The organism is Vibrio quintilis, from assembly GCF_024529975.1.
Taxonomy (GTDB): Bacteria; Pseudomonadota; Gammaproteobacteria; order Enterobacterales; family Vibrionaceae; genus Vibrio; species Vibrio quintilis.
This window is the reverse complement of the sequence record NZ_AP024898.1, coordinates 196,025-217,616: the sequence shown is the minus strand read 5'-3', so window position 1 is coordinate 217,616 and position 21,592 is coordinate 196,025. Positions and strand designations below refer to the sequence as shown.

General features: G+C 57.0%; 2 protein-coding genes. Both read right to left on the bottom strand.

The window, feature by feature from the left end; genetic code table 11:
• Positions 1-44: 44 nt before the first annotated feature.
• Complete coding sequence (locus OC443_RS19560) at positions 45-8,357, bottom strand: non-ribosomal peptide synthetase (RefSeq protein ID WP_262021780.1); 8,313 nt, start codon at positions 8,355-8,357, stop codon at positions 45-47.
• The gene (locus OC443_RS19555) at positions 8,350-21,585 is read right to left on the bottom strand and encodes a non-ribosomal peptide synthetase (RefSeq protein ID WP_083601646.1); all 13,236 of its coding nucleotides are present in this window, start codon (positions 21,583-21,585) and stop codon (positions 8,350-8,352) included. The genes OC443_RS19560 and OC443_RS19555 overlap by 8 nt, the downstream gene beginning before the upstream one ends.
• Between the last annotated feature and the right edge of the window lie 7 nt (positions 21,586-21,592).

Genomic DNA, 21,592 nt, shown 5'->3' with positions numbered 1-21,592 from the left:
TTTATCTTCTGCGGCCATACCGGCAGACAGAAAGAACATCTTCATTAAACGGCCGTCCGGCCCTGGATTAAATCAGCCAGAACAGACACATCCGGAGATTTCAGTAACATCACATGATTGCCCTGACTGCGGCACACCTGTACCGATGGTGCAAAAGACTGCCACTCAGCCAGCCGTGTCTCAGGCACATCGCTGGCCAGCAGCAGGCTGACCGGCGCTTGTGGTAATGCCTCCGGTATGTACCGGGTCCGGACATTGGCAGAGAATGAACGATAAATCGCAGCCACCTCTTTCAATGCGGTCCGTTTGGGCATCAGGCCGCTTTCAGTCAACCCCTGATGCAGGCGTGCAAGGCGCGCCGCAGGAGTCAGCGGGGCCAGTATGGCTTCCGTCAAACCTAAAGATTTACCGCGCATCTCAAACAACCTGATCAGCCACATCATGGTTTCCAGATTGGTATATTCGACCTGCTGCGGGGCGACCGGCGCCCGTGAATCAGCAATCGTCAGCGAAGCCACCGCAATGCCCTGCGCTTCCATCTGATTGACCAGCGCCATCGCGACCCAGCCACCAAACGAGTGGCCCAGCACATGAATCTCGCGCTGTGCCAGCTTCGGTGCCAGTGCCTGTAAATAAAATGCGGCGGCGGCCTCAACGCTGGAATGCGGTACACCATTGCCCCACAGACCGCGGGGTTGCAACGCCAGCATGGTCTGCGCTTTCGGCATCGCCTGAACCAGATCGACAAATGTCAGTACATTATCGCCTGCGCCGGGAATACAGATACACAGCGGCTGCCCTTCTTCCCCGGCCTGCAATGTGACCACCGGATCAAATGCTGAACCGTGGCGCAGGTCAGGCTGTGATGCCTGCGTCCGGCGCCGCGCCACTGTTGCACGAAGCGCTGCGGAAACTGCCTGCCCGACACGGGGCAAAAAAGGTGCCGTAACCAGCTCATAATGCTCGCCCGGCACACTTTCCACATGAATTTGTGAGGATTCCAGCACCTGATCCCAGCCCAGATACAATTCACCCAGTGCAGATGGATTGTCCTGCGCCGCAATCAGATCAATTTCAACCGGCAGCGGCAGCGCCTCATATTCCGCATCGAGAAAATCTCTCTGATGAATCAGCATGTTATGAAAATAGGTTTCTGACCAGTGCGGCGGCAGACAACCCGCGGCTTTCCCGGCCCGGTAATCATCCTGCCAGTTACCGCTTTCCGGTAACACCACAGGTTGATGTGCCTGTTCGTCTGATGTCTGTTTAGCCAGGGCCTGCATTTCCCCTCCGTCCATCGCCTGAACATAACTCATCCCGTGTTGCTGCATCAGAAACGTCACCATGCCCCGGCTCAGATCGCGCATCTTCGCCTGCTCAGACATCACCGGTTTTTCAATCAGTCCCGGCTTCCAGCTGTCCAGCATACCAATGAACTCAACCGTCTGGTCCAGACCGAGCAGCTGCGCGGCAATTTCATACGCCACCACACCACCGGAAGACCAGCCAAGCAGCCGGTACGGCCCTTGCGGCTGTGTGCGGCGAATCATCTGCACATAGCGGGCTGCCATGCCCTGATAGGTTTTCAGCGAAGGCTGCATCCGGTCAGGTGCTGATAAACCATAAACCGGAATATCAGCATCAATCGCCGCGGTTAAAGCCGGGCCATAGAGCAGTTCACCACTGAATTCCGGCACGATGAACAGCGGGGCCTGACTGCCGGTGGTCCGGAACGGAATCACCGGATCAGCCTCACTGCGGGTAGCGGAGGATAGAGTGATGATTTCAGCCAGAGAAGACAAGACCGGTGAGGCAAATAAGGTCGCCAGATCCAGCCGGAATCCCTGCTTCTGTGCCTCGCTGATGAAACGGATTGCCAGCAGCGAATGGCCGCCCAGTTCGAAGAAGTTATCGTGACGGCCAACCTGCGCCACACCCAGCAACTGCTGCCAGATTGCGGCCAGTGTCTGTTCGGTTTCTCCCTGCGGCGCTTCATATGCATGGCGGACTAAGGCACTTTCATCCGGCTCCGGCAGGGCTTTGCGGTTGACTTTGCCGTTTGGTGTCAGCGGCAGACTCTCCAGCACCACGTATGCCGACGGCACCATATACTCCGGCAGCCGGGCTGACAGGTCTGCTTTCACTGACGCCAGAGCAACGGGCGCTCCGGTGCCATGTGCATGGGTATAATACCCCACCAACTGTTTGTCTGCGCCATCACCACGGGCTATCACCACCGCTTCCTGTACACCGCTGCAATCCTGCAGCGCCGAGCTGATTTCACCCAGCTCGACCCGGAAACCCCGGATTTTCACTTGATCATCGTTCCGCCCCTGATAGTCAATCGTCCCATCCGGCAGCCAGCAACCCACATCACCGGTGCGGTACATAGTGGCGCCTGTCCCTTCAAAACAGGCTTCTTTTGCAAACGGATCCGCAACAAATTTTTCTGCGGTCAGCTCAGGGCGGTTGAGATAGCCGCGGGCCACCTGCACACCACCGATGTACAGCTCACCCGGCACACCCACCGGCACCGGCTGACCCTGCCCATCCAGCACATACATCCGGGTATTGGCAACCGGCGCACCAATTGACATCCGGTCGCCTTCAAGATTGTGCGGACAGGCCCAGGCCGTTACATCCACCGCCGCTTCCGTCGGACCGTATAAATTATGCAGCGCCACATTTGGCAGCCGCTGCGTGGTTTTTCTCACCGCCGCTGCCGGCAGCGCTTCCCCGCTACAGAACACCAGCCGCAGACTGTCGCAGTCACCCGCTTCAATCCCCTCAAGGAAGGTTTGCAGCATCGGCGGTACAAAGTGCAGAATCGTCACCTGACGCTGCTCAATCAGCGTTTTCAGATACAGCGGGTCTTTGTGACCTTCCGGCTTCGCCATCACCAGCGTTGCACCGGCCCACAAGCTACAGAAGAACTCCCACACCGACACATCAAAACTGAACGGGGTTTTCTGCAATACCACATCCGTTGGGCCGAAGCCGTAGTCGTCTTTCATCCAGCTCAGGCGGTTGACCACACCGCGATGCTCGTTCATTACGCCTTTCGGGTGACCGGTCGAGCCGGAGGTGTAAATGATATACGCCAGATGACGGTGATTCAGATCATCCCGGTTCAGGTTGTGTGTTTCCAGAGCCGCCCACGGACGGTCAGCCGTCATATCCACCACGGTGGTATTGTCCGGCATCTCACCCAGCCGCGATTGCAGCTCCGCCGTGGTGAGCACCACCACCGGCTGGCTGTCTGCCAGCATACAGGCTAACCGCTCCTGCGGATAACCGGGGTCGAGCGGCACATACGCACCACCGGCTTTGAGTGTCGCCATCAGCGCCACCACCAAATCACAGCTTCGCTCCAGCGACACCGCAACCCGGCTGTCGGGACAGACACCCTGACTCACCAGCCAGCGGGCCAGCTGATTGGCCTGCTGATTCAGCTGATGATAGGTCAGCGACTGCTGCTCACTCACCACGGCTGTCGCGTGTGGCTGCGCGGCCACCGTCTGTTCAAACAGCTGATGAATACACTGGTTGTCCGGGAACGGCGTTCGGGTCTGGTTAAAGCCGGAAATCACCTGATGCCGTTCACTGTCCGGCAGAATAGCCAGCTGGCTGACTTTGACAGCCTGTTGCGGTTGTTCCAGCGCCGCCACCAAGGCTTCCAGCGCCTGACCAACCATCGCCGCCACCCGCTCACAACCAATCTGCGCATCGATTTTAAGATCAAGACAAAATCCCGCGCCGGCAATATCATCAACCGACAGTCCGAACGGATAATTGGTTCGTTCTTCTCCGGATATCATTTCAACACCCTGCCAGACGCTTTCCACCTGTTCGGATTGCGCCGGTGTATGGCCGCCCTGATAGCGGTAGTTAAGCAAGGAGGTAAACAGCGGCGCCTGCGGTGCGACACCACTGCATTGCTGCACCAGAGACAGAGGGGCATGTTCATAATTCAGCAGTTCAGCCAGCCGGGTATGGGTGGCCTGTACGGCATCTGCGACCGTGATGTCGTCCAGCGACAGACGCAGCGGCAGCGTATTCAGGAACATCCCCAGCGCCCGGTCAGCACCGTCGCCGCCCGCCATCCGGCCAAACAAGACGGTGCCGAACACCACATCATCCCGGCCGGTCGCCGCCCGGACCACCAAGCCCCAGGCTAAATGGAACAGACTGGCCGCACTGACGCCCTGCTGACGGGCCTGTACCCGCAGGTTTTGCGCCAGTGAATCCGCCAGCGGATAGCGCTGTGAATCAATCTGCTGACCATTACTTTGGGCATCCAGCAGATTGAACGGCGCACAAGAGGTCTCAATATCGGCTAACTGCTCACTGAAGTAGCGGATATAAGCGTCACGGTCCATTTCCTGCGATGCCTGAGCGACAAAGTTGCGGAACGGCACCGGTACCGGCAGTGATTGTTCCTGCCCGGTCAGATACGCCTGAATTTCTGCCAGCACCAGCTCCAGCGTGGTGTGATCCATACTCAGGTGATGCATCATCAGGCACAGGAACCAGCGGGCGGAGGACGGCTCTGCGACCTGCCAGGCCGCAATCATCGGCGCACGATCAATTTCAACCCGCATTTCTGACGGAGCAAACCGCCGCTGTAATGCGTCGGCGATCCCGGTCGCCTCCGTATCTTCAAACAGCAATGCATCGGCGGTCAGTTCCGTCACCCGGAGCGGCGCATCACGCCACACCACCTGCTGCGCTTCATTCAGTCCGTCCCACACCACAGCAGTGCGCAAAATATCATGACGCTGAATCACCGCCTGCATCGCGGTCAGGAAATCGTCCAGACGGGTCTGATTATCAAAGCTCAGAATCGCCGGTGTCACATACGGATCGTTGTCCGGCTGTAGTAAATGATGGAACAGAATCCCTTCCTGCAACGGCGCCAGCGGATAGATGTCCTGAATATTCGCCGCACCGCCGGGAACCGTTGCTGCAACTGCGTCAATTTCTGACTGTGTCAGTGTGGTCAGTGGCAGCATGTCCGGTGTAATTTGCATGCAGTGCACCGGAATCAGATTGTCCGGAATCTCAACCTGACTGGCCGAAACGCCCTCAGACAGCGCTGTGGCCAGTGTGGCAATCGTCGGATAACTGAACAGGGATTTGGCATCCAGATGCCAGCCGTGCTGACGCAGCTTTTCAATCAGCTGCACCGCCAGCAGAGAATGACCGCCCAGTTCAAAGAAATGATCCTGACGTCCGGCCCGCGAAATGCCCAGCAGTTCACACCATAGCTGTGCCAGTAACTGCTCTGTTTTACCCTGCGGCGCTTCATAGGCCTGACGGGAAAATGCTGATTCATCAGGTTGCGGCAGGGCTTTCCGATCCACCTTCCCGTTTGCGGTTAACGGCAGTTCATCCAGCACCACGTAAGCGGCCGGGACCATATAGTCCGGCAGCGTTTCACTCAGTTGAGATTTCAGCGCGGTCAGCGCCACATCAGCCGCGGCTTCACACACATAATAAGCGACCAGCCAGGTGTTTCCGGCGGCATTTTTCTGCGCTTCAACCACCGCTTCAAGAATGCCCGGACACTGCTGCAATGCGGTTTCAATTTCACCCAGCTCAATCCGGTAACCACGGATTTTGACCTGATGATCACAGCGTCCCTGATAGTGAATCAGACCATCCGGCCGCCAGCAGCCCAAATCTCCGGTACGGTACATACGCTGACCCGGTTCATTGGTCTGCGGATCATCGGTGAAAGGTTCTTCGTTCGAAAACGGATCCGGCAGAAACCGTTCCTGCGTTAACTCCGGCCGGTTCAGATAACCCCGGGCAATCCCGACCCCGCTGAGATAAATTTCACCGGTGACCCCAAGCGGCACCGGTTCACCCGCCGGGTCAAGGATATACACTTTTCCGTTCGGCCGCGGCAGACCAATCGGCGGTTGCCCGGTAAAGGGCTGATGCAGCGGACAGGTGGTGCCCCAAATCGTGGTTTCCGTCGGACCGTAACCGTTATAAACATCGCGCCCCGGCCTGATCCACGGCTCAATCACACTGCGGGTAATCGCTTCCCCGGCAGTCAGCAGGAAGGTCAGATCCGGTAAATCCACATCGGTCCGCAGGCTCGATATCGCGGCCGGTGGTAAAGGTGCATGAGTAATCCTGCGGGATTTCATTACCTCAGATAAAGACGCACCCAGCGGCTGTCCCGGTCCGGCAAAATGCAATTCAGCACCGGAACAGATCCCCATAATAATTTCAAACATACTGGCATCGAAACTGATCGAACCATATTGTAACACCCGGCTGCCGGGGCCAACCGAAAACATCCGGCGCTGCGCTACCGACACATTACACACGCCCTGGTGCGGCACCATCACGCCTTTAGGCTTCCCGGTTGAACCGGACGTATAAATGATATAAGCCAGATGCTGAGAGGTCAGCTGCAAAGCGAATTTATCCGGATTAGTCTGCCCATAGCTGTGCCATAAATGCCGGTCCCGGCTGATGTCAATTTCTGTGCAATTATTGCCGGTTGTGCCTAAACGGGCCCGGACTTCAGCACAGGTAATCAGCACTTCCGGATCACTGTCAGTCAGCATATGCTGTAATCTGGCATCGGGGTAGTTCGGATCCATCGGTACATACGCACCACCGGCTTTCATCGTCGCCAGCATCGCAATCAGCAGGTCCGCACTACGGGGAATGGCGACTGCGACCCGGCTGTCCGGCTGGACACCGTCTTCAATCAGCCAGTGCGCGAGCTGATTGGCCTTTCGGTTTAACGCATCGTAAGTCAGCGACTCGCAATCCGTCACCAGTGCACCGGCCTGCGGGTCAGCAGCCACCATATTTTCGAATAACTCATGGATACAGGCATGTTCCGGAAAATCCATCCGGGTCTGATTCAGCCCTTCTAACAGATAGAGCCGTTCTGAATCAGACAGCACAGGGAGTGACTGAAGCGTCAGATGGCTGTCTGCCACCATCCCTTCCAGCAGCCTGATCCAGTAACCGGCATACCGTTCGATCGTCTCTTTATCGAACAGCGCCGTAGCATAATTCAGATTTCCGCTGATCTGCGCTTCGCCTTCGTTCATGATCAGCGCCAGATCGACCTTGGCAGACTTATCCGGCACATCGACATGAGACAGATGAATGCCGGACAGGGACATATCGCCTTTCGGCAGATTTTGCAGCGCAAATACCACCTGAAATACCGGCGAATAAGACAGGCTCCGCGCCGGTGCGACCGCCTTCACAACATCTTCAAACGGCATATCCTGATGCGACTGCGCTGCCAGCGCGGTCGCTTTCACCTGCGCCAGCAGTGCCTGTGTATCCGGCGTGTCAGACAGATCCACCCGCAGCGCCTGTGTGTTCACAAACATGCCAATCAGCCCTTCGGCTTCTTTGCGGGTCCGCCCGGCAACCGGTGAACCAATCACCACTTCTTCCTGTCCTGACAGGCGGCTCATCAGTGCCGCCCAGCCCGCCAGTAACGTCATGTATAAAGTACAACCGTGGCGCTGACTCAGCGCTTTCAGCCCGGCGGTTAAATCCGCATCCAGCGTCACAGCAACATTATCGCCGATGTAATCACGCTGCTCAGGCCGCGGCCGGTCGGTCGGCAACGTCAGATATTCCGGTGCCCCCTGAAGGTGAGAGACCCAGAATTCCTGCTGCTTTGCCAGGACTTCGCCCTGCAGATAAGATTGCTGCCAGCAGGCATAATCACCAAACTGAACCGGCAGGGCCGGCAGCGGGTCCGGCTGACCCTGCGCAAATGCAGCGTATAACGCACTCAGCTCACCGGTAAAAATGCCCATCGACCAGCCATCGGCGATCACGTGGTGCATGGCGATTCTGAGAATATGTTCCTGTTCATTCTGATGAATCAGCTGCCCCTGCACCAGCGGGCCGGTTGCCAGATCAAACACCGGCTCAAACGGCTGTGCTTCAGAGGCCGCCTGTCGCTGAGAGACTTCCTCCAGCGGGAAGCCGCAATCCTGCGCCGCTATCACCTGAACCGGCTCACCATCACGCATTTCAATCCGGGTACGCAACGCAGCATGACGGGCAACAATCCGGTCCAGTGCCCGGGTCAGCGCTGCCATATCGAGGCTGCCACGCAGCCGTAATCCCCCGGCAATCACATAGGCGCTGGTCGTGACCGCATCCATTTGTGACATGACCCACAAACGCTTCTGGGCCAGAGACAGCGGGAACTCCCGCCGGTCCGGATCGGCTGTGATCATCTCAGGAACCGGCGCCGCACTCCGGATCGGTTTTGCTTCGTCCTGCTCTAACTGTTCAAGTACTGCCATCAGTTCTTCCGGTGATAACTGATCAAGAGAAAAACGGGTATCAGTCATTGATTTTTCCTTTTGATAAACGTTGCATGACCTTCTCAATATCTTGTGAAGCAAATGCTGAGAGTTTGATATAAGCCAGCTTCGCAGCGAATGCGGATAACGAAGCGTTTTCAAAGAGTTCTGTAATCGTCACCTCAAGATTCAGCTGATGACGGACTTCGGCGATAAGCTGCACCGCCAGCAGAGAGTGTCCTCCCAGTTCAAAGAAATCGTCCTGACGCCCGACCTGTTTCACACCCAGCAGTTGCTCCCAAATCGCCGCCAGCCGGGTTTCCATCGCTCCTTTCGGCGCTTCATAAGTCCGGGTGACGAAGGCCGATTCATCCGGCTCAGGCAATGCCCGGCGGTCAATCTTGCCGTTCGCGGTCAGCGGCATCTGCTCAAGAATCACGTAAGCCGATGGCACCATATAAGGGGGCAGCCGTTCGCTCAGCTGCGCTTTCAGTTGTTGGGATGATAATTGCCGGGATAACTCATGCGCCCCGGCAGGTGTATGACCGGGCACAGAGGCTTCACCGGATAAAAAGGCTTCACCGGATAAAGAGGCTTCACCGGGTAAAGCAGCTTCACCGGTTACATAAGCCACCAGTTGTTTCTCTCCCGAAGGCTGGGTATGAACGACAACCAGGGTTTCCTGTACGCCTTCACATGCCTGAAGTGCCACTTCAATTTCACCCGGTTCAATCCGGAAACCGCGGATCTTGACCTGAAAATCATTCCGCCCGACGAACTCAATCGTTCCGTCAGCATGCCAGTAGCCGAGATCACCGGTCGCATACATCCGGGCCTGGCTTTCGCCACCGCTTTGCTCAGGGCTTTGGCCACCAGAGAACGGATCCGTCAGGAACCGTTCTGCAGTTAAATCCGGACGATTCAGGTAGCCACGGGCAACACCGGCCCCGCCGATATAAATCTGTCCGGTCACACCGACCGGCACCGGCTGCAGGTGTTCATCAAGAATATATGCCCGGGTATTACCGATCGGACCACCGACAGGCATGGTTTGCCGGGCCGGATCAGCATCGTTCATCCTGAAGGCCGTGGCATAGGTTGTGGTTTCTGTCGGGCCGTAAACATTCAGGAAATTCTCCGGCGGGCAGGTTTGCAGCGGCTCGCGCACAAATGCGGTATTCATCGCCTCGCCACCGATCAGCAGATAACGGAATGCCGGTAAACGGGGTTTCAGAATGTCGGCATACTGGTTAAATAATGCCGTGGTCATAAACATGATATTGACCTGATGCGTTTCCAGCGCGCGGACGAACTGCTGTCCGTCCAGCACCATCTGCGCATCGAAAATCACCAGCTGGCCACCATTTGCCAGTGCGCCCCACAATTCCATAGTCATGGCATCAAATGCCGGGTTGGACAGAGAAGCAATCCGGTCTGTCGGCTGAAAATCAGCATAACCGTTATTCACCACCAGTTTGACCACATTCCCGTGAGTGACCATCACGCCTTTTGGCGTGCCGGTGGAACCGGAGGTATAGATGATATAAGCCAGGTGCGCCGGATTCAGCCCGGATTCAGCAACCGGGATATCCGTGTCCGGGTAATCCAGCCACGGACGTTCCGCGCCATCAAGGCAGACCACAGACAAACCGGCCGGTAATTCCGCGGACTGTGTCAGTATCGCCAGCGTCGCCTGAGTCACGATCAATACTTCCGGCGCACTGTCGGTCAGAATATGGGCAATACGGTCCGCCGGGTAATGCGGATCCACCGGGACATAACAACCACCGGCTTTGATGGTCGCTAAAATCGAACCCGTCAGTTCAAACCCGCGCGGCAACGCCATCGCGACCCGGCTGTCCGGGCGAACGCCCTGTTCTCTCAACCAGTGTGCCAGCTGATTCGCCTGACGGTTCAGCGCATCATAAGTCAGTTGCTGCTCAGAGCTGACTACGGCGATGGCATCCGGAGACGATTGCACGCGCTGTTCAAACAGCGTCTGCAAACAGGTTTGCGCCGGGTAATCCTGAGCGGTGGCATTAAACGTATGAACCACCTGCTGATATTCAGCGTCACTCAGTAGCGGCAGGGCGGCAACCGGCAATTCAGGCTGCGCGATCATACCTTCCAGCAGCTGTTGCCAGTAACCGGAGTAACGCTGCACCGTCGCTTCATCAAACAGGGCAGTTGCATAGTTCAGCATCCCTTCGAGTCCGGCTTCGGTCTCGTACATCATCAAACTGAGATCAACCTGCGCGGTGGTCACCTCTGCCGGCAGGTCAGAGAAAGTTAACCCGTCCGCCACCAGCTGTTCTTCCGGCATATTCTGCAACGCGAACATCACCTGAAAGACCGGACTGTGATTGAGGCTGCGCACCGGCGTCACTGCTTCGACCACCTGCTCAAACGGTAAATCCTGATTCGCCTGTGCAGCTAATGAAGTCGCCCGGACCTGCGCCAGCAACGATGCGGTGTCCGGCTGGCCGGATAAATCCACCCGCAGCGCCTGTGTATTGACGAACATCCCGATCAAACCTTCCAGCTCTGCGCGGGTCCGGCCGGCCACCGGCGAGCCAATCACCACGTCGTCTTCTCCGGACAGGCGGTTCATCAACAGCGCCCACGAAGTCAGTAAGGTCATATATAAAGTACAGCCGTGACGCTGAGCCAGCGCTTTGAGCGATGCCGTCAGTGCTTTGTCCAGCCGTAGCGGCAGCGCTGCGCCACTGTAATCCTGATATGCCGGACGCGGCCGGTCCGCCGGAAGCAACAGACAATCCGGGATACCTGCCAGCTGCGCCTTCCAGTACTGCTGTTGTCGTTGCAACACTTCACCCTGCAGGTGCGTCTGCTGCCAGGCTGCATAATCACCATACTGAATCTGCAGCGGCGGCAACGGATCGGCTGCTCCCTGAGTGAAAGCGGCATACAGCGCTGAGAGCTCGCGGGCCAGAATCCCCATCGACCAGCCATCGGTCACGATGTGATGCATCGCCAGACGCAACCAGTGCTCATCATCGCTGAGATGAATCAGCTGCCCCTGAACCAGTGGTCCGGTCGTGAGATTAAACACCGGTTGAAACGGCGCCGGTTCATCCGGCACTTTTTCTCCCGGTACGGTTTCTCCCGATACGGTTTCTCCTTCCAGCCAGGTGAGCGGGAATCCCTGCTGCACATCATTGATGATTTGCACCGGCACACCACCCGCATCGGCAAACCGGGTTCTCAGCGGTGCATGACGGGTCACAATCTGATTCAGCGCCCGCTGCAATGCGTCCACATCCAGTGTTCCGCGCAGCCGCAGACCACCATAGACGACATACGCTGCTGAGGCCGCAGGATCCATCTGTGACAGGAACCATAAACGCTGCTGCGCCAGAGAAAGCGGCGGGGTTTGCCCGTCAGCCAGCGGCACAATCTCCGGGAGCGTGGCTGACGACTCTGAAGCCGGCGCTGTCGCCAGCTCATGGGCCAGTTCATGTAAGACGGATGTCGCAAACAGGGTTGTCAGCGGCAGTTCCGTTCCCAGCACAGTGCGTACCCGCGAGGCCAGCTGTACAGCCATCAGAGAGTGGCCGCCCAGCTCAAAGAAGCTGTCGTGGCGGCTGACCTGTTCAACACCCAGCAACTGCTGCCAGATCGACGCCAGTGCCTGTTCTGTCTCACCCTGCGGCGCCTCATATTCATGGCGGATCAGCGCGGTTTCATCCGGCTCCGGCAGCGCTCTGTAGTCAATTTTTCCGTTTGGTGTCAGCGGAATCTCCGCCAGCATCACATACACCGCCGGTATCATGTATTCCGGCAGTGTGGCACCAAGCAGTCCTTTCAGTTCGTCAGGCGTGACACCGCGGGACGTGTCACTGACCGGCAGATAATAAGCAACCAGACGTTTGTCTGAACCTTCTCCTTTCGCGACGACAAACGCATCCTGCACGCCGGTACATTGTTGCAGCACGGAGCTGATTTCACCCGGTTCAATCCGGAAACCACGAATTTTGACCTGATCATCGTTCCGGCCCAGATATTCAACTGTGCCATCCGCCAGCCAGCGGCCCATGTCGCCTGATTTATACATCCGCGCGCCGGGCGTGGTCACCTGCACAAACGGATCTTCCGGGAAGCGTTCCGCCGTTAGTTCCGGACGGTTGAAGTAGCCACGGGCCACACCGGCACCGCCGACATACAGCTCACCTGCCACACCAACCGGCACCGGCTGTTGATGCCGGTCAAGAATATACAGACGTAAATCTGCCAGCTGACGTCCGATCGGGCTTGGCCCGGGGCGTCCGGCATCTTCTGCCGTGACCGGATAATACGTCGTATGCACCGTGGTTTCGGTAATGCCGTACATGTTAACCAGCTGAGTCCCGGCATTGACCGGGCGCTGATACCAGGGCGCCAGTGCTGCCAGATCTAACGCTTCCCCGCCGAAAATTACATAACGGAGCTGATGCGCTGCGGCTGCTTTACCCTGGATCATGTCGCCCTGAGCATGAATCAGCTGACGGAATGCACCCGGCGTCTGATTCAGCACCGTGACGCCCTGTTCGCACAGCAGTTGATAAAAGTCCTGCGGCGAGCGGGCAATCAGCTGAGGCACCACAACCAGTCGCCCGCCGAACAGCAATGCCCCCCAGATTTCCCAGACAGAGAAGTCAAAGGCATAGGAGTGGAACAGCGTCCAGACATCCTGCCGGGTGAACTGATAATCGCTTTGGGTTGCCGCCATCAGGCGGATGACATTGTAGTGTTCAATCATCACGCCTTTCGGTTTTCCGGTCGAACCGGAGGTATAAATTATGTATGCCAGATGGCGGTTATTGAGGCCCGTCTGTTGTGGCGGAATATTGTCTGCCGGGAAAGCATTCCAGGGCTGTTGCGGTTGATCAAGCAACACCAGCGTCATGGCCGGATTCAGACTTTCGGTGGTAAACCCATCCGGTTGTGACATCACGGACAGCGTGGTGATCAGCACTTCTGGTGTGCTGTCACTGAGGGTGTACGCTATCCGGTCGGCCGGATAATCCGGATCCAGCGGTACATAAGCACCACCGGCTTTGAGCGTTGCCAGAATGGCAACCGGCAATTCCAGACAGCGCGGCAGCGCGATCGCCACCCGGCTGTCCGGCCGGACACCCTGCTCAATCAGCCAGTGCGCCAGCTGGTTGGCTTTACGGTTCAGTTCCGCATAAGACAGCGACTGATCCTCAAACACCACCGCCACCGCATCCGGCGTGGCCTGAACCTGCTGCTCAAACTGCTGATGAATCAGCGCATCCGAAGGAAACTCTGTTTGATCGCCGTTAAAACCATACACCAGCTGCTGATATTCTGTTTCATCAGGTAACGGCACTTCACTGAGTGGTAACTCAGGTGTGGCCGTCATGGCTGACAGTATATTGTGCCAGTATTGCAGGTACTTCTGCGCCGTCGGCCCGTCAAACAGCGCCGTTGCATAGTTGAGGGTCGCGACCAGCGTATCACCGGCTTCATGGACCTGCAGGCTGAGATCGACCTGCGCGGTGGTCATCTCTTCCGGCAGGGAAGATAAAGTTAATCCATCCGCTTCCAGTGCTTCCTGCGGCATATTCTGCAAGGCAAACATCACCTGAAAGACCGGGCTGTGCGTAAGACTACGCACCGGTGCAACGGCTTCCACCACCTGCTCAAACGGCAGATCCTGATGCGACTGTCCCTGTAACGCGCTGGTTTTCACCTGCGCCAGCAAACCGGCAGTGTCCGGGTTATCCGCTAAATCAACCCGCAGGGCCAGACTGTTGACAAACATGCCGATCAGTCCTTCCACTTCGGTGCGGGTTCGTCCGGCAACCGGGGAACCAATCACCACGTCATCCTGACCGGACAGACGGCTCATCAGCGCTGCCCAGCCCGACAGCAGCGTCATATAAAGCGTACAGTCATGAGTCCGGCTGAGTGTTTTCAGTGCCTGCGTCATTGAAGCATCAAGGTTGAGGGTCGTTGTCGCCCCGCGATAATCCTGATACGCAGGCCGCGGCCGGTCTGTCGGCAGACTCAGGCATTCCGGAATCCCTTTCAGTTGTGCTGTCCAGTAAGCCTGCTGCTGTTGCAACCGTTCACCCGCCAGATGAGTTTGCTGCCATGCGGCATAATCACCGTATTGGATCATCAGCGGCGCCAGCGGGCTGGCTTCTCCGCGGTTAAACGCGGTATATAACGCGGACAGTTCACGGGTAAAGATGCCCATTGACCAGCCGTCGGTGATGATATGGTGCATCGCCAGACGCAGCCAGTGTTCGTCATCCGCAATCCGGATCAGTTGTCCCTGAACCAGCGGACCGGCGGACAAGTCAAATTCAGGCGGAAACGCAGCTGCTTGAGCCTGCGTACTTTCCAGCCGGAGCAGCGGGAAGCCCTGCTGTACATCACCGATGATCTGTACCGGCACCCCGTCTTCAGCGGTAAAGCGGGTCCGCAGCGGCGCATGCCGGGCAACGATATGATCGAGTGCCTGCTGTAAAGCTTCAATATTGAGTGCACCGCTCAGCCGGACTGCGCCGGTGACGGTATAGGCCGCGGTTGCTGACGGCTCCATCTGTGACAGGAACCACAAGCGTTGTTGTGCCAGTGAAAGCGGCGGTCTGACACCATGCGCCAGCGGCGTCATTTCAGGTAAGGCGGCCGGTCCCAAAGCGTTTACCGACAATTCATGCGCCAGCTCATGCAGAACGGGATGGCTGAACAGGGTTGAAAGCGGCAACTCACAACCCAGCGCTGAACGAATGCGGGAGACCAGTTGCACCGCCAACAGAGAGTGACCACCCAGTTCAAAGAAGTGATCATCACGCCCCACCTGCGCCACGCCCAGCAGTTGCTGCCAGATATCGGCCAGTGCGGTTTCCGTTTCACCCTGCGGTGCTTCGTACTGCCTTGTCACACGGGCACTGTCATCCGGCTCCGGCAGTGCTTTCAGATCCACCTTGCCATTCGGCGTCAGCGGCAGTACATCCAGCGCAACATATGCGGCAGGCACCATGTATTCAGGTAAGCACTCACTCAGGCGGGCTTTCAGTGCTGCCGGTGTCAAATCCGCTGCCGGTGAGTGGGAAGCTGTTCCCGGAGTCCGGGAGGTCGTTTCCGGTGTACGGGCATACGTTTCCGGTGTTTTGGTATACGTTTCCGGTGTTCTGGTAAAATAGGCATTCAGGCTGAGATATCCTGACGGGTCTTTCGCTGCAACCACCACGGCGCTGCCCACACCATCACACTGCTGAAGGGCAGTTTCAATTTCACCCGGTTCGATCCGGTGCCCCCGGATTTTGACCTGCTGATCGCTCCGGCCAAGATAATCTATGGTGCCGTCCGGCCGCCAGCTGGCCAGATCGCCGGTACGGTACATCCGGGCATCAGGCATGTCAGAGAACGGGTCGTTCAGGAAACGCTCCTGAGTTAAATCATCACGGTTGAGATAACCGCGGGCAATGCCGACGCCACCGATATAGATTTCACCGCAGACACCGACCGGCACCGGCACGCCCCGGGTATCAAGAATGTAGATCCGGGTATTTTCAACCGGCAGACCAATCGAAGGCTGACCGGTGAAAGACGGGTGCAATGCAGCGGTTGTCGCCCAGATGGTCGTTTCAGTCGGACCATAGGCATTGTAAACTTTCCGCCCGGCCAGCCAGGGCTCAATCACCGCCCGTGTTAAGGCTTCCCCGGCGGTAATCAGCACTTTCAAATCCGGCAGCGTACAGGCGGGATTCAGGCTGGATAATGCCGCCGGTGGCAGAGTCACGTGGGTAATCTGCCGTGTTTGCAGCACATCAGACAGCGCGTCACCCAACAGTTGTGACGGACCAGCCAGATGCAGCTCGGCTCCGGAGCAGAGTCCCATCACGATTTCGAAGATACTGGCATCAAAACTAATCGAGCTGAATTGCAGCACCCGGCTTCCGGCACCGACAGAGAACAGACGACGCTGCGCCGAAGCTACGTTACACAATCCGTGATGCGGCACCATCACGCCTTTCGGTAATCCGGTTGAACCCGAGGTATAAATAATGTAAGCCAGATGTTGCGGTGTCAGTCCCGGCACCTGTGGATTATGGTCAGGCTGTTTTGCCCAGCGGGACTGATGGCGCTGGATATCAATCTTCACCCATTCCCCTTTTGTCTGCGCAAAACGGGGAGTCACTTCTTCCGTGGAGATCAAAACTTTCGGTGCACTGTCAGTCAGAATATGCAGCAGACGGCTGTCCGGATAATTCGGATCCATCGGCACGTAGACACCACCGGCCTTGAAAGTCGCCAGCATCGCCACAATCAAATCAACACTGCGGGGAACGGCGACACCCACACGGTCACCGGGCTGAATGCCCTTCTCTGTCAGCCAGTGTGCCAGCCGGTTTGCCCGGTGGTTCAGCTGTTCATAAGTCAGCGATTCATCGTCACTCACCAGTGCTGTCGCGTCAGGTTTTTCCCAGTCAAAGCGTTCAAACAACTGATGAATACAAACATTGTTCCGGAATGACTTCCGGGTCTGGTTGAAACCATGCAGAACCTGCTGCAATTGCGCTTCGGGTAACACATTCAGCCGGTTCACATCTGTCGCTGACTGTTGTTCCAGCGCATCAGCCAGTCCGGCTAAGGCTGTCGTCATCATTCCGGCGATGCGATCTGCACCGATCTGACGGACAACCATCACATCCAGTGAGAAACCCGCCCCGGCGATATCATTCACCGACAGATTCAGCGGATAGTTGGTATGCTCTTCAGCAAATACCACCGACATCCCGGACGTGGCCGTTGTCTCCGCGTTCAGTTGCTGGCTGCCACCCTGATAACGGTAATTGATCAGCGAACTGAACAGCGGTGTTCCTGCCGCCACACCACTGCATTGTTGTGCCTGAACCAGTGAAGCATGTTCATGTTCCAGCAGCCCGGCCAGTTTTTCACGGGTTTGCTGCAAAGCCTGCTCTGCCGTGAGATCAGCCAGTGAAAGACGCAATGGCAGCGTGTTGAGGAACATCCCCATCACCCGGTCAGCCCCTTCACCGCCATCCATCCGGCCAAACAGAACCGTACCGAAGACCACATCGTCCTGTCCGGTTGCCGCGCGGGTGACCATACCCCAGGCGAGGTGAAACAGCGTCGCCGGACTCATCCCGCGTGTCCGGGCCAGTGTCCGCAATCGCTGTGCCAGTGATGCATCGACGTCGACGTGCAAATTGTCGGTCTGATCACCGCTGTTTTGTACATTCAGCAGACCAAACGGCGCACATGGCTCATCGATGTCTGCCAGTTGCTCAGTGAAATAGGCCTGATGTGCCGCTTCACTGACTTCACGGGAACGGGCAACAAAATTGCGGAACGGCAGTGGTTGCGGCAGTTGTTCTGCCTGCCCTGCCAGATGTGCCATGACTTCTTCAACCACCAGTTCCAGCGTGGTATGGTCATTACATAAATGGTGACAAAGGAAACACAGCAACCAGCGGTTCTGTGCCCGGTCAGCGACTTTGTACGCCTGAATCATCGGCGCACGCTGCACATCCATCCGGGTATGGGCCGGGTCAAAATGCTGTTGTAAGGCGGTTGCCACATCATCACTGTGGGCAAAATCAAGGGTTTCTGCCCGGACAGAGGCCTGACGCCAGACCACCTGAACCGGTGTTTCCAGCCCTTCCCAGACCACGGCTGTGCGCAAAATATCATGGCGCTGAATCACCGGCTGAAGCGCCGCAAGAAAGGCATCAAGTTCAGATTCATCATCGAATGCCTGAATAAACCGGGTGACATACGGGTCACCATCCTGCTGCAACAGGTGATGGAACAGAATCCCTTCCTGCAAAGGTGCCAGCGGATAGATATCCTGAATATTCGTCATGCCACCGCCCACTTTGGCAGCGACGGTATCAATCGCTGCCTGCGACAGCGCAACCAGCGGCAACATGTCCGGCGTGATCGCCTGACAGGCCTGCGGAATCAGATTCGGCGGCACAACTGTCTGTTTAACTGTTGCCTGAGCCGCCAACACCGGCGCCAGGCCGGCTACCGTCGGATGGCTGAACAGATCCCGGATCGCCAGATGCATATCATGTTGGCGCAGCTGTTCAATCATCTGTACTGCGAGCAGCGAATGGCCGCCCAGTTCAAAGAAATTATCATGACGGCTGACCTGTTCAATCGTCAGCAGCGATTGCCAGATACCGGCCAGCAGCTGTTCTGTATCACCCTGTGGTGGCTCATATTCTGCTCTGGCAAATGCGGATGCATCAGGCGCAGGCAGCGCTTTGCGGTCCACTTTGCCGTTGGCGTTCAGTGGCATCTGATCCAGCACCATAAAGGCGGCAGGCACCATATAAGCCGGTAGCCGTTCACCCAGTTTCTCTTTCATGCTTTCCGCACAGAGATCCTGGCCACTGACATAAGCGACCAGACGTTTCTCACCGGATGGCAGCGCAGGTGCAATCACCAGTGCCTGCTGCACACCGGCACAATCGCGCAGCGCTGCCTCGATTTCGCCTAATTCAATCCGGAATCCGCGGATTTTGACCTGAAAATCATTCCGGCCCATAAATTCGAGAATGCCATCCTGTCGCCAGTAGCCTAAGTCACCACTTTTATACATCCGGGCACCGGGTTGATTTGAGAATGGATCCGGCAGGAAGCTGGCCGCAGTCAGTTCCGGACGACCCAGATATTCCAGTGCCACACCGTCACCCGCGATATAAATCTCACCCACCACGCCACAGGGCACCGGCTGGCGGTTGTCATTGAGAACATAAATCTGTGTATTTCCAATCGGCCGTCCCAGCGGAATACTGGCATCATGTTCACCTACCGACTGAATATCATGGGCCAGGGCGAACGTGGTTGCTTCTGTCGGGCCGTAGCCATTGAGCAGGTTTTGTGGCGGATGATTGAGCAGTACCTGACGAATGGTTTTCGGGTCCAGCGCATCCCCGCCGACCAGCAAATATCTGAGCCCGGAAAACGCCGGACCGATTCGCTCAGCATACTGGTTAAACAGTCCGACAGTTAACCACAGAATACTGACCTGATGGCGAATCAGTGCCGCGGAAAATTCACCGGCATTGAGCAGGGTTTCCTGACTGACTACCACTACGGACGCTCCGTTGAGCAGCGGTCCCCACAGTTCCATGGTAGAAACATCGAAAACCGGGTTAACGGCGAACGCAACCCGGTCCGCCGGGTCGATGTCCATATAACCGTTATTAATCACCAACCGGGCAATGCCCCGGTGCGGAATCATCACCCCTTTGGGTTGACCGGTTGAACCTGAGGTATACATCACATAAGCCGGGTCATGACCGCGGACCGGGACATCGACCGGTGCGACGGTTGTCTGTTCCGGAACGGGTGCCTGTCCCTGCAAAGGTGCCTGTCCCTGCAAGATATTATCGATATTGATCACCTGAACAGCGTCACCGGCGGCAACCGGCTCACCAGCGGCGACGATCACCGTCGCGCCGCAGTCATCAAGGACGAAATCCAGCCGATCCTGTGGCGCGTTCGGGTCCATCGGTACGTAAGCCGCACCACATTTGAGAATCGCCAGCTCCGCCACCACCAGTTGCAGTGAACGGGGCAGCAATATCACCACAAACTGCCCGCGGGAAACACCGGCTTCAATCAGCTGATGCGCCAGCCGGTTGGCATTGTCTTCGAGTGTGGCGTAATTCCAGTGTCCACCTTCCGGGATACCATTTTCATAAACCACCGCCAGCGCGTCCGGCGTCAGTTGCGCCTGACGGGAAAACAGACGGTGCACCCCGGTATCAGACGGGTAATCATAACGGGTGTCGTTAAACTGATGGATCACCTGCTGATATTCCGGCTCATCCATTAAAGGCAGTGCCTTTACTGGGGTTTCCGGTTCAGCGACCATGCCTTCCAGCAGATGGATCCAGTAATTCAGATAACGGGTTGCGGTCGCTTCGTTAAACAGTGCGGTCGCATAATTCAGATAGCCGGAAAGCTGATCACCGCATTCATCAATCAGCAGACTCAGCTCAAATTTAGCCGTCAACATCGGTTCTTCCACCGGTGACAGACTCAGCCCCGGCAATGTCAGGGAGGCATCCGGCAGGTTCTGCAAGGCAAACAACACCTGAAACACCGGGGAGCGGGACGGATCACGCGTCGGAGCGATGGCTTCAACCACCTGTTCAAACGGAATGTCCTGATGAGACTGAGCCGCCAGTGATGTCGCTTTGACCTGACTCAGCAGCGTGGTGGTATCCGGATTAGCGGATAGATCGACCCGCAGCGCCTGGGTATTGACGAACATGCCGATCAACCCTTCCAGTTCGGCACGGTTCCGTCCGGCAACCGGAATTCCGATCACCACGTCGTCCTGATTGGCAAGGCGCCCCATCAGTGCACCCCAGCTGGCGAACAGGGTCATAAACAGCGTGCTGTCGCAGCGTTGGCTCAGGGTTTTCAGCGCGGCGCTTAAGGCCGGGTCAAGACTGAATTTCAGGCTGGCACCGGTATGTTCCTGCACAGCCGGACGGGGGAAATCTGTGATCAAATCCAGATATTCCGGTGCATCGTTCAGTTGCCCGACCCAATATGCTTTTTGCGTGTCCAGCGTCTCTGCCGGTAGTGCCTGTTGCCAGTGGGCATAATCGGCAAACTGCACCGGTAACTGAGGCAGCGGATCGGGCTTATCTTGTGTCAGCGCCTCATACAGCAGGCCGACTTCACCAATCAGCACGCTCATCGACCAGCCATCGGCAATCGCATGATGCAGCGCCACCCGCAGAATATGTTCCTGTTCAGAGACCCGGACCAGCTCAGCGCAGGCTAATGGTCCGGTGGTTAAATCAAAATGAGGCAGATAAGGTGCAGACAGATCCGTTGATGCGGTATCTGTGCATGTCAGGCGAAAGCCGGTCTCTGCCGGCAGGATTTTTTGTACCGGCTGACCATCATGCCGCGAAAAATAAGTCCTCAGTGACTCATGGCGCGCCGCCAGACGATCAAAGGTCGTCTGCAGGGCAGCGGTATCCAGCTGTCCTTCCAGACGGAACGCACCATTGATGATGTAAGCTTCAGAGGTTTCCTGTTCCATTTCGGACAAAAACCAGATCCGTCGCTGTGCCAGCCCCATAGGCTCCCCTTCCGGGGAGCGCGGCACCGCTTCAATCGCGCGGTTTGCCGGTTTCTTTTTCCTTTTTAACCCTCTCGCTTTTGCCAGCTGAAATAGTCTGACGACTTCATCTTCCGGTAAGTCGTTTACTGCATTGCTTTTTTTATTTTGGTCCATCATTACAGCC

Excerpts from the sequence above, each read along its gene's own strand:
- OC443_RS19555 (WP_083601646.1), bottom strand. The coding sequence starts at position 21,585 with ATGATGGACCAAAATAAAAAAAGCAATGCAGTAAACGACTTACCGGAA.
- OC443_RS19560 (WP_262021780.1), bottom strand. The coding sequence starts at position 8,357 with ATGACTGATACCCGTTTTTCTCTTGATCAGTTATCACCGGAAGAACTG.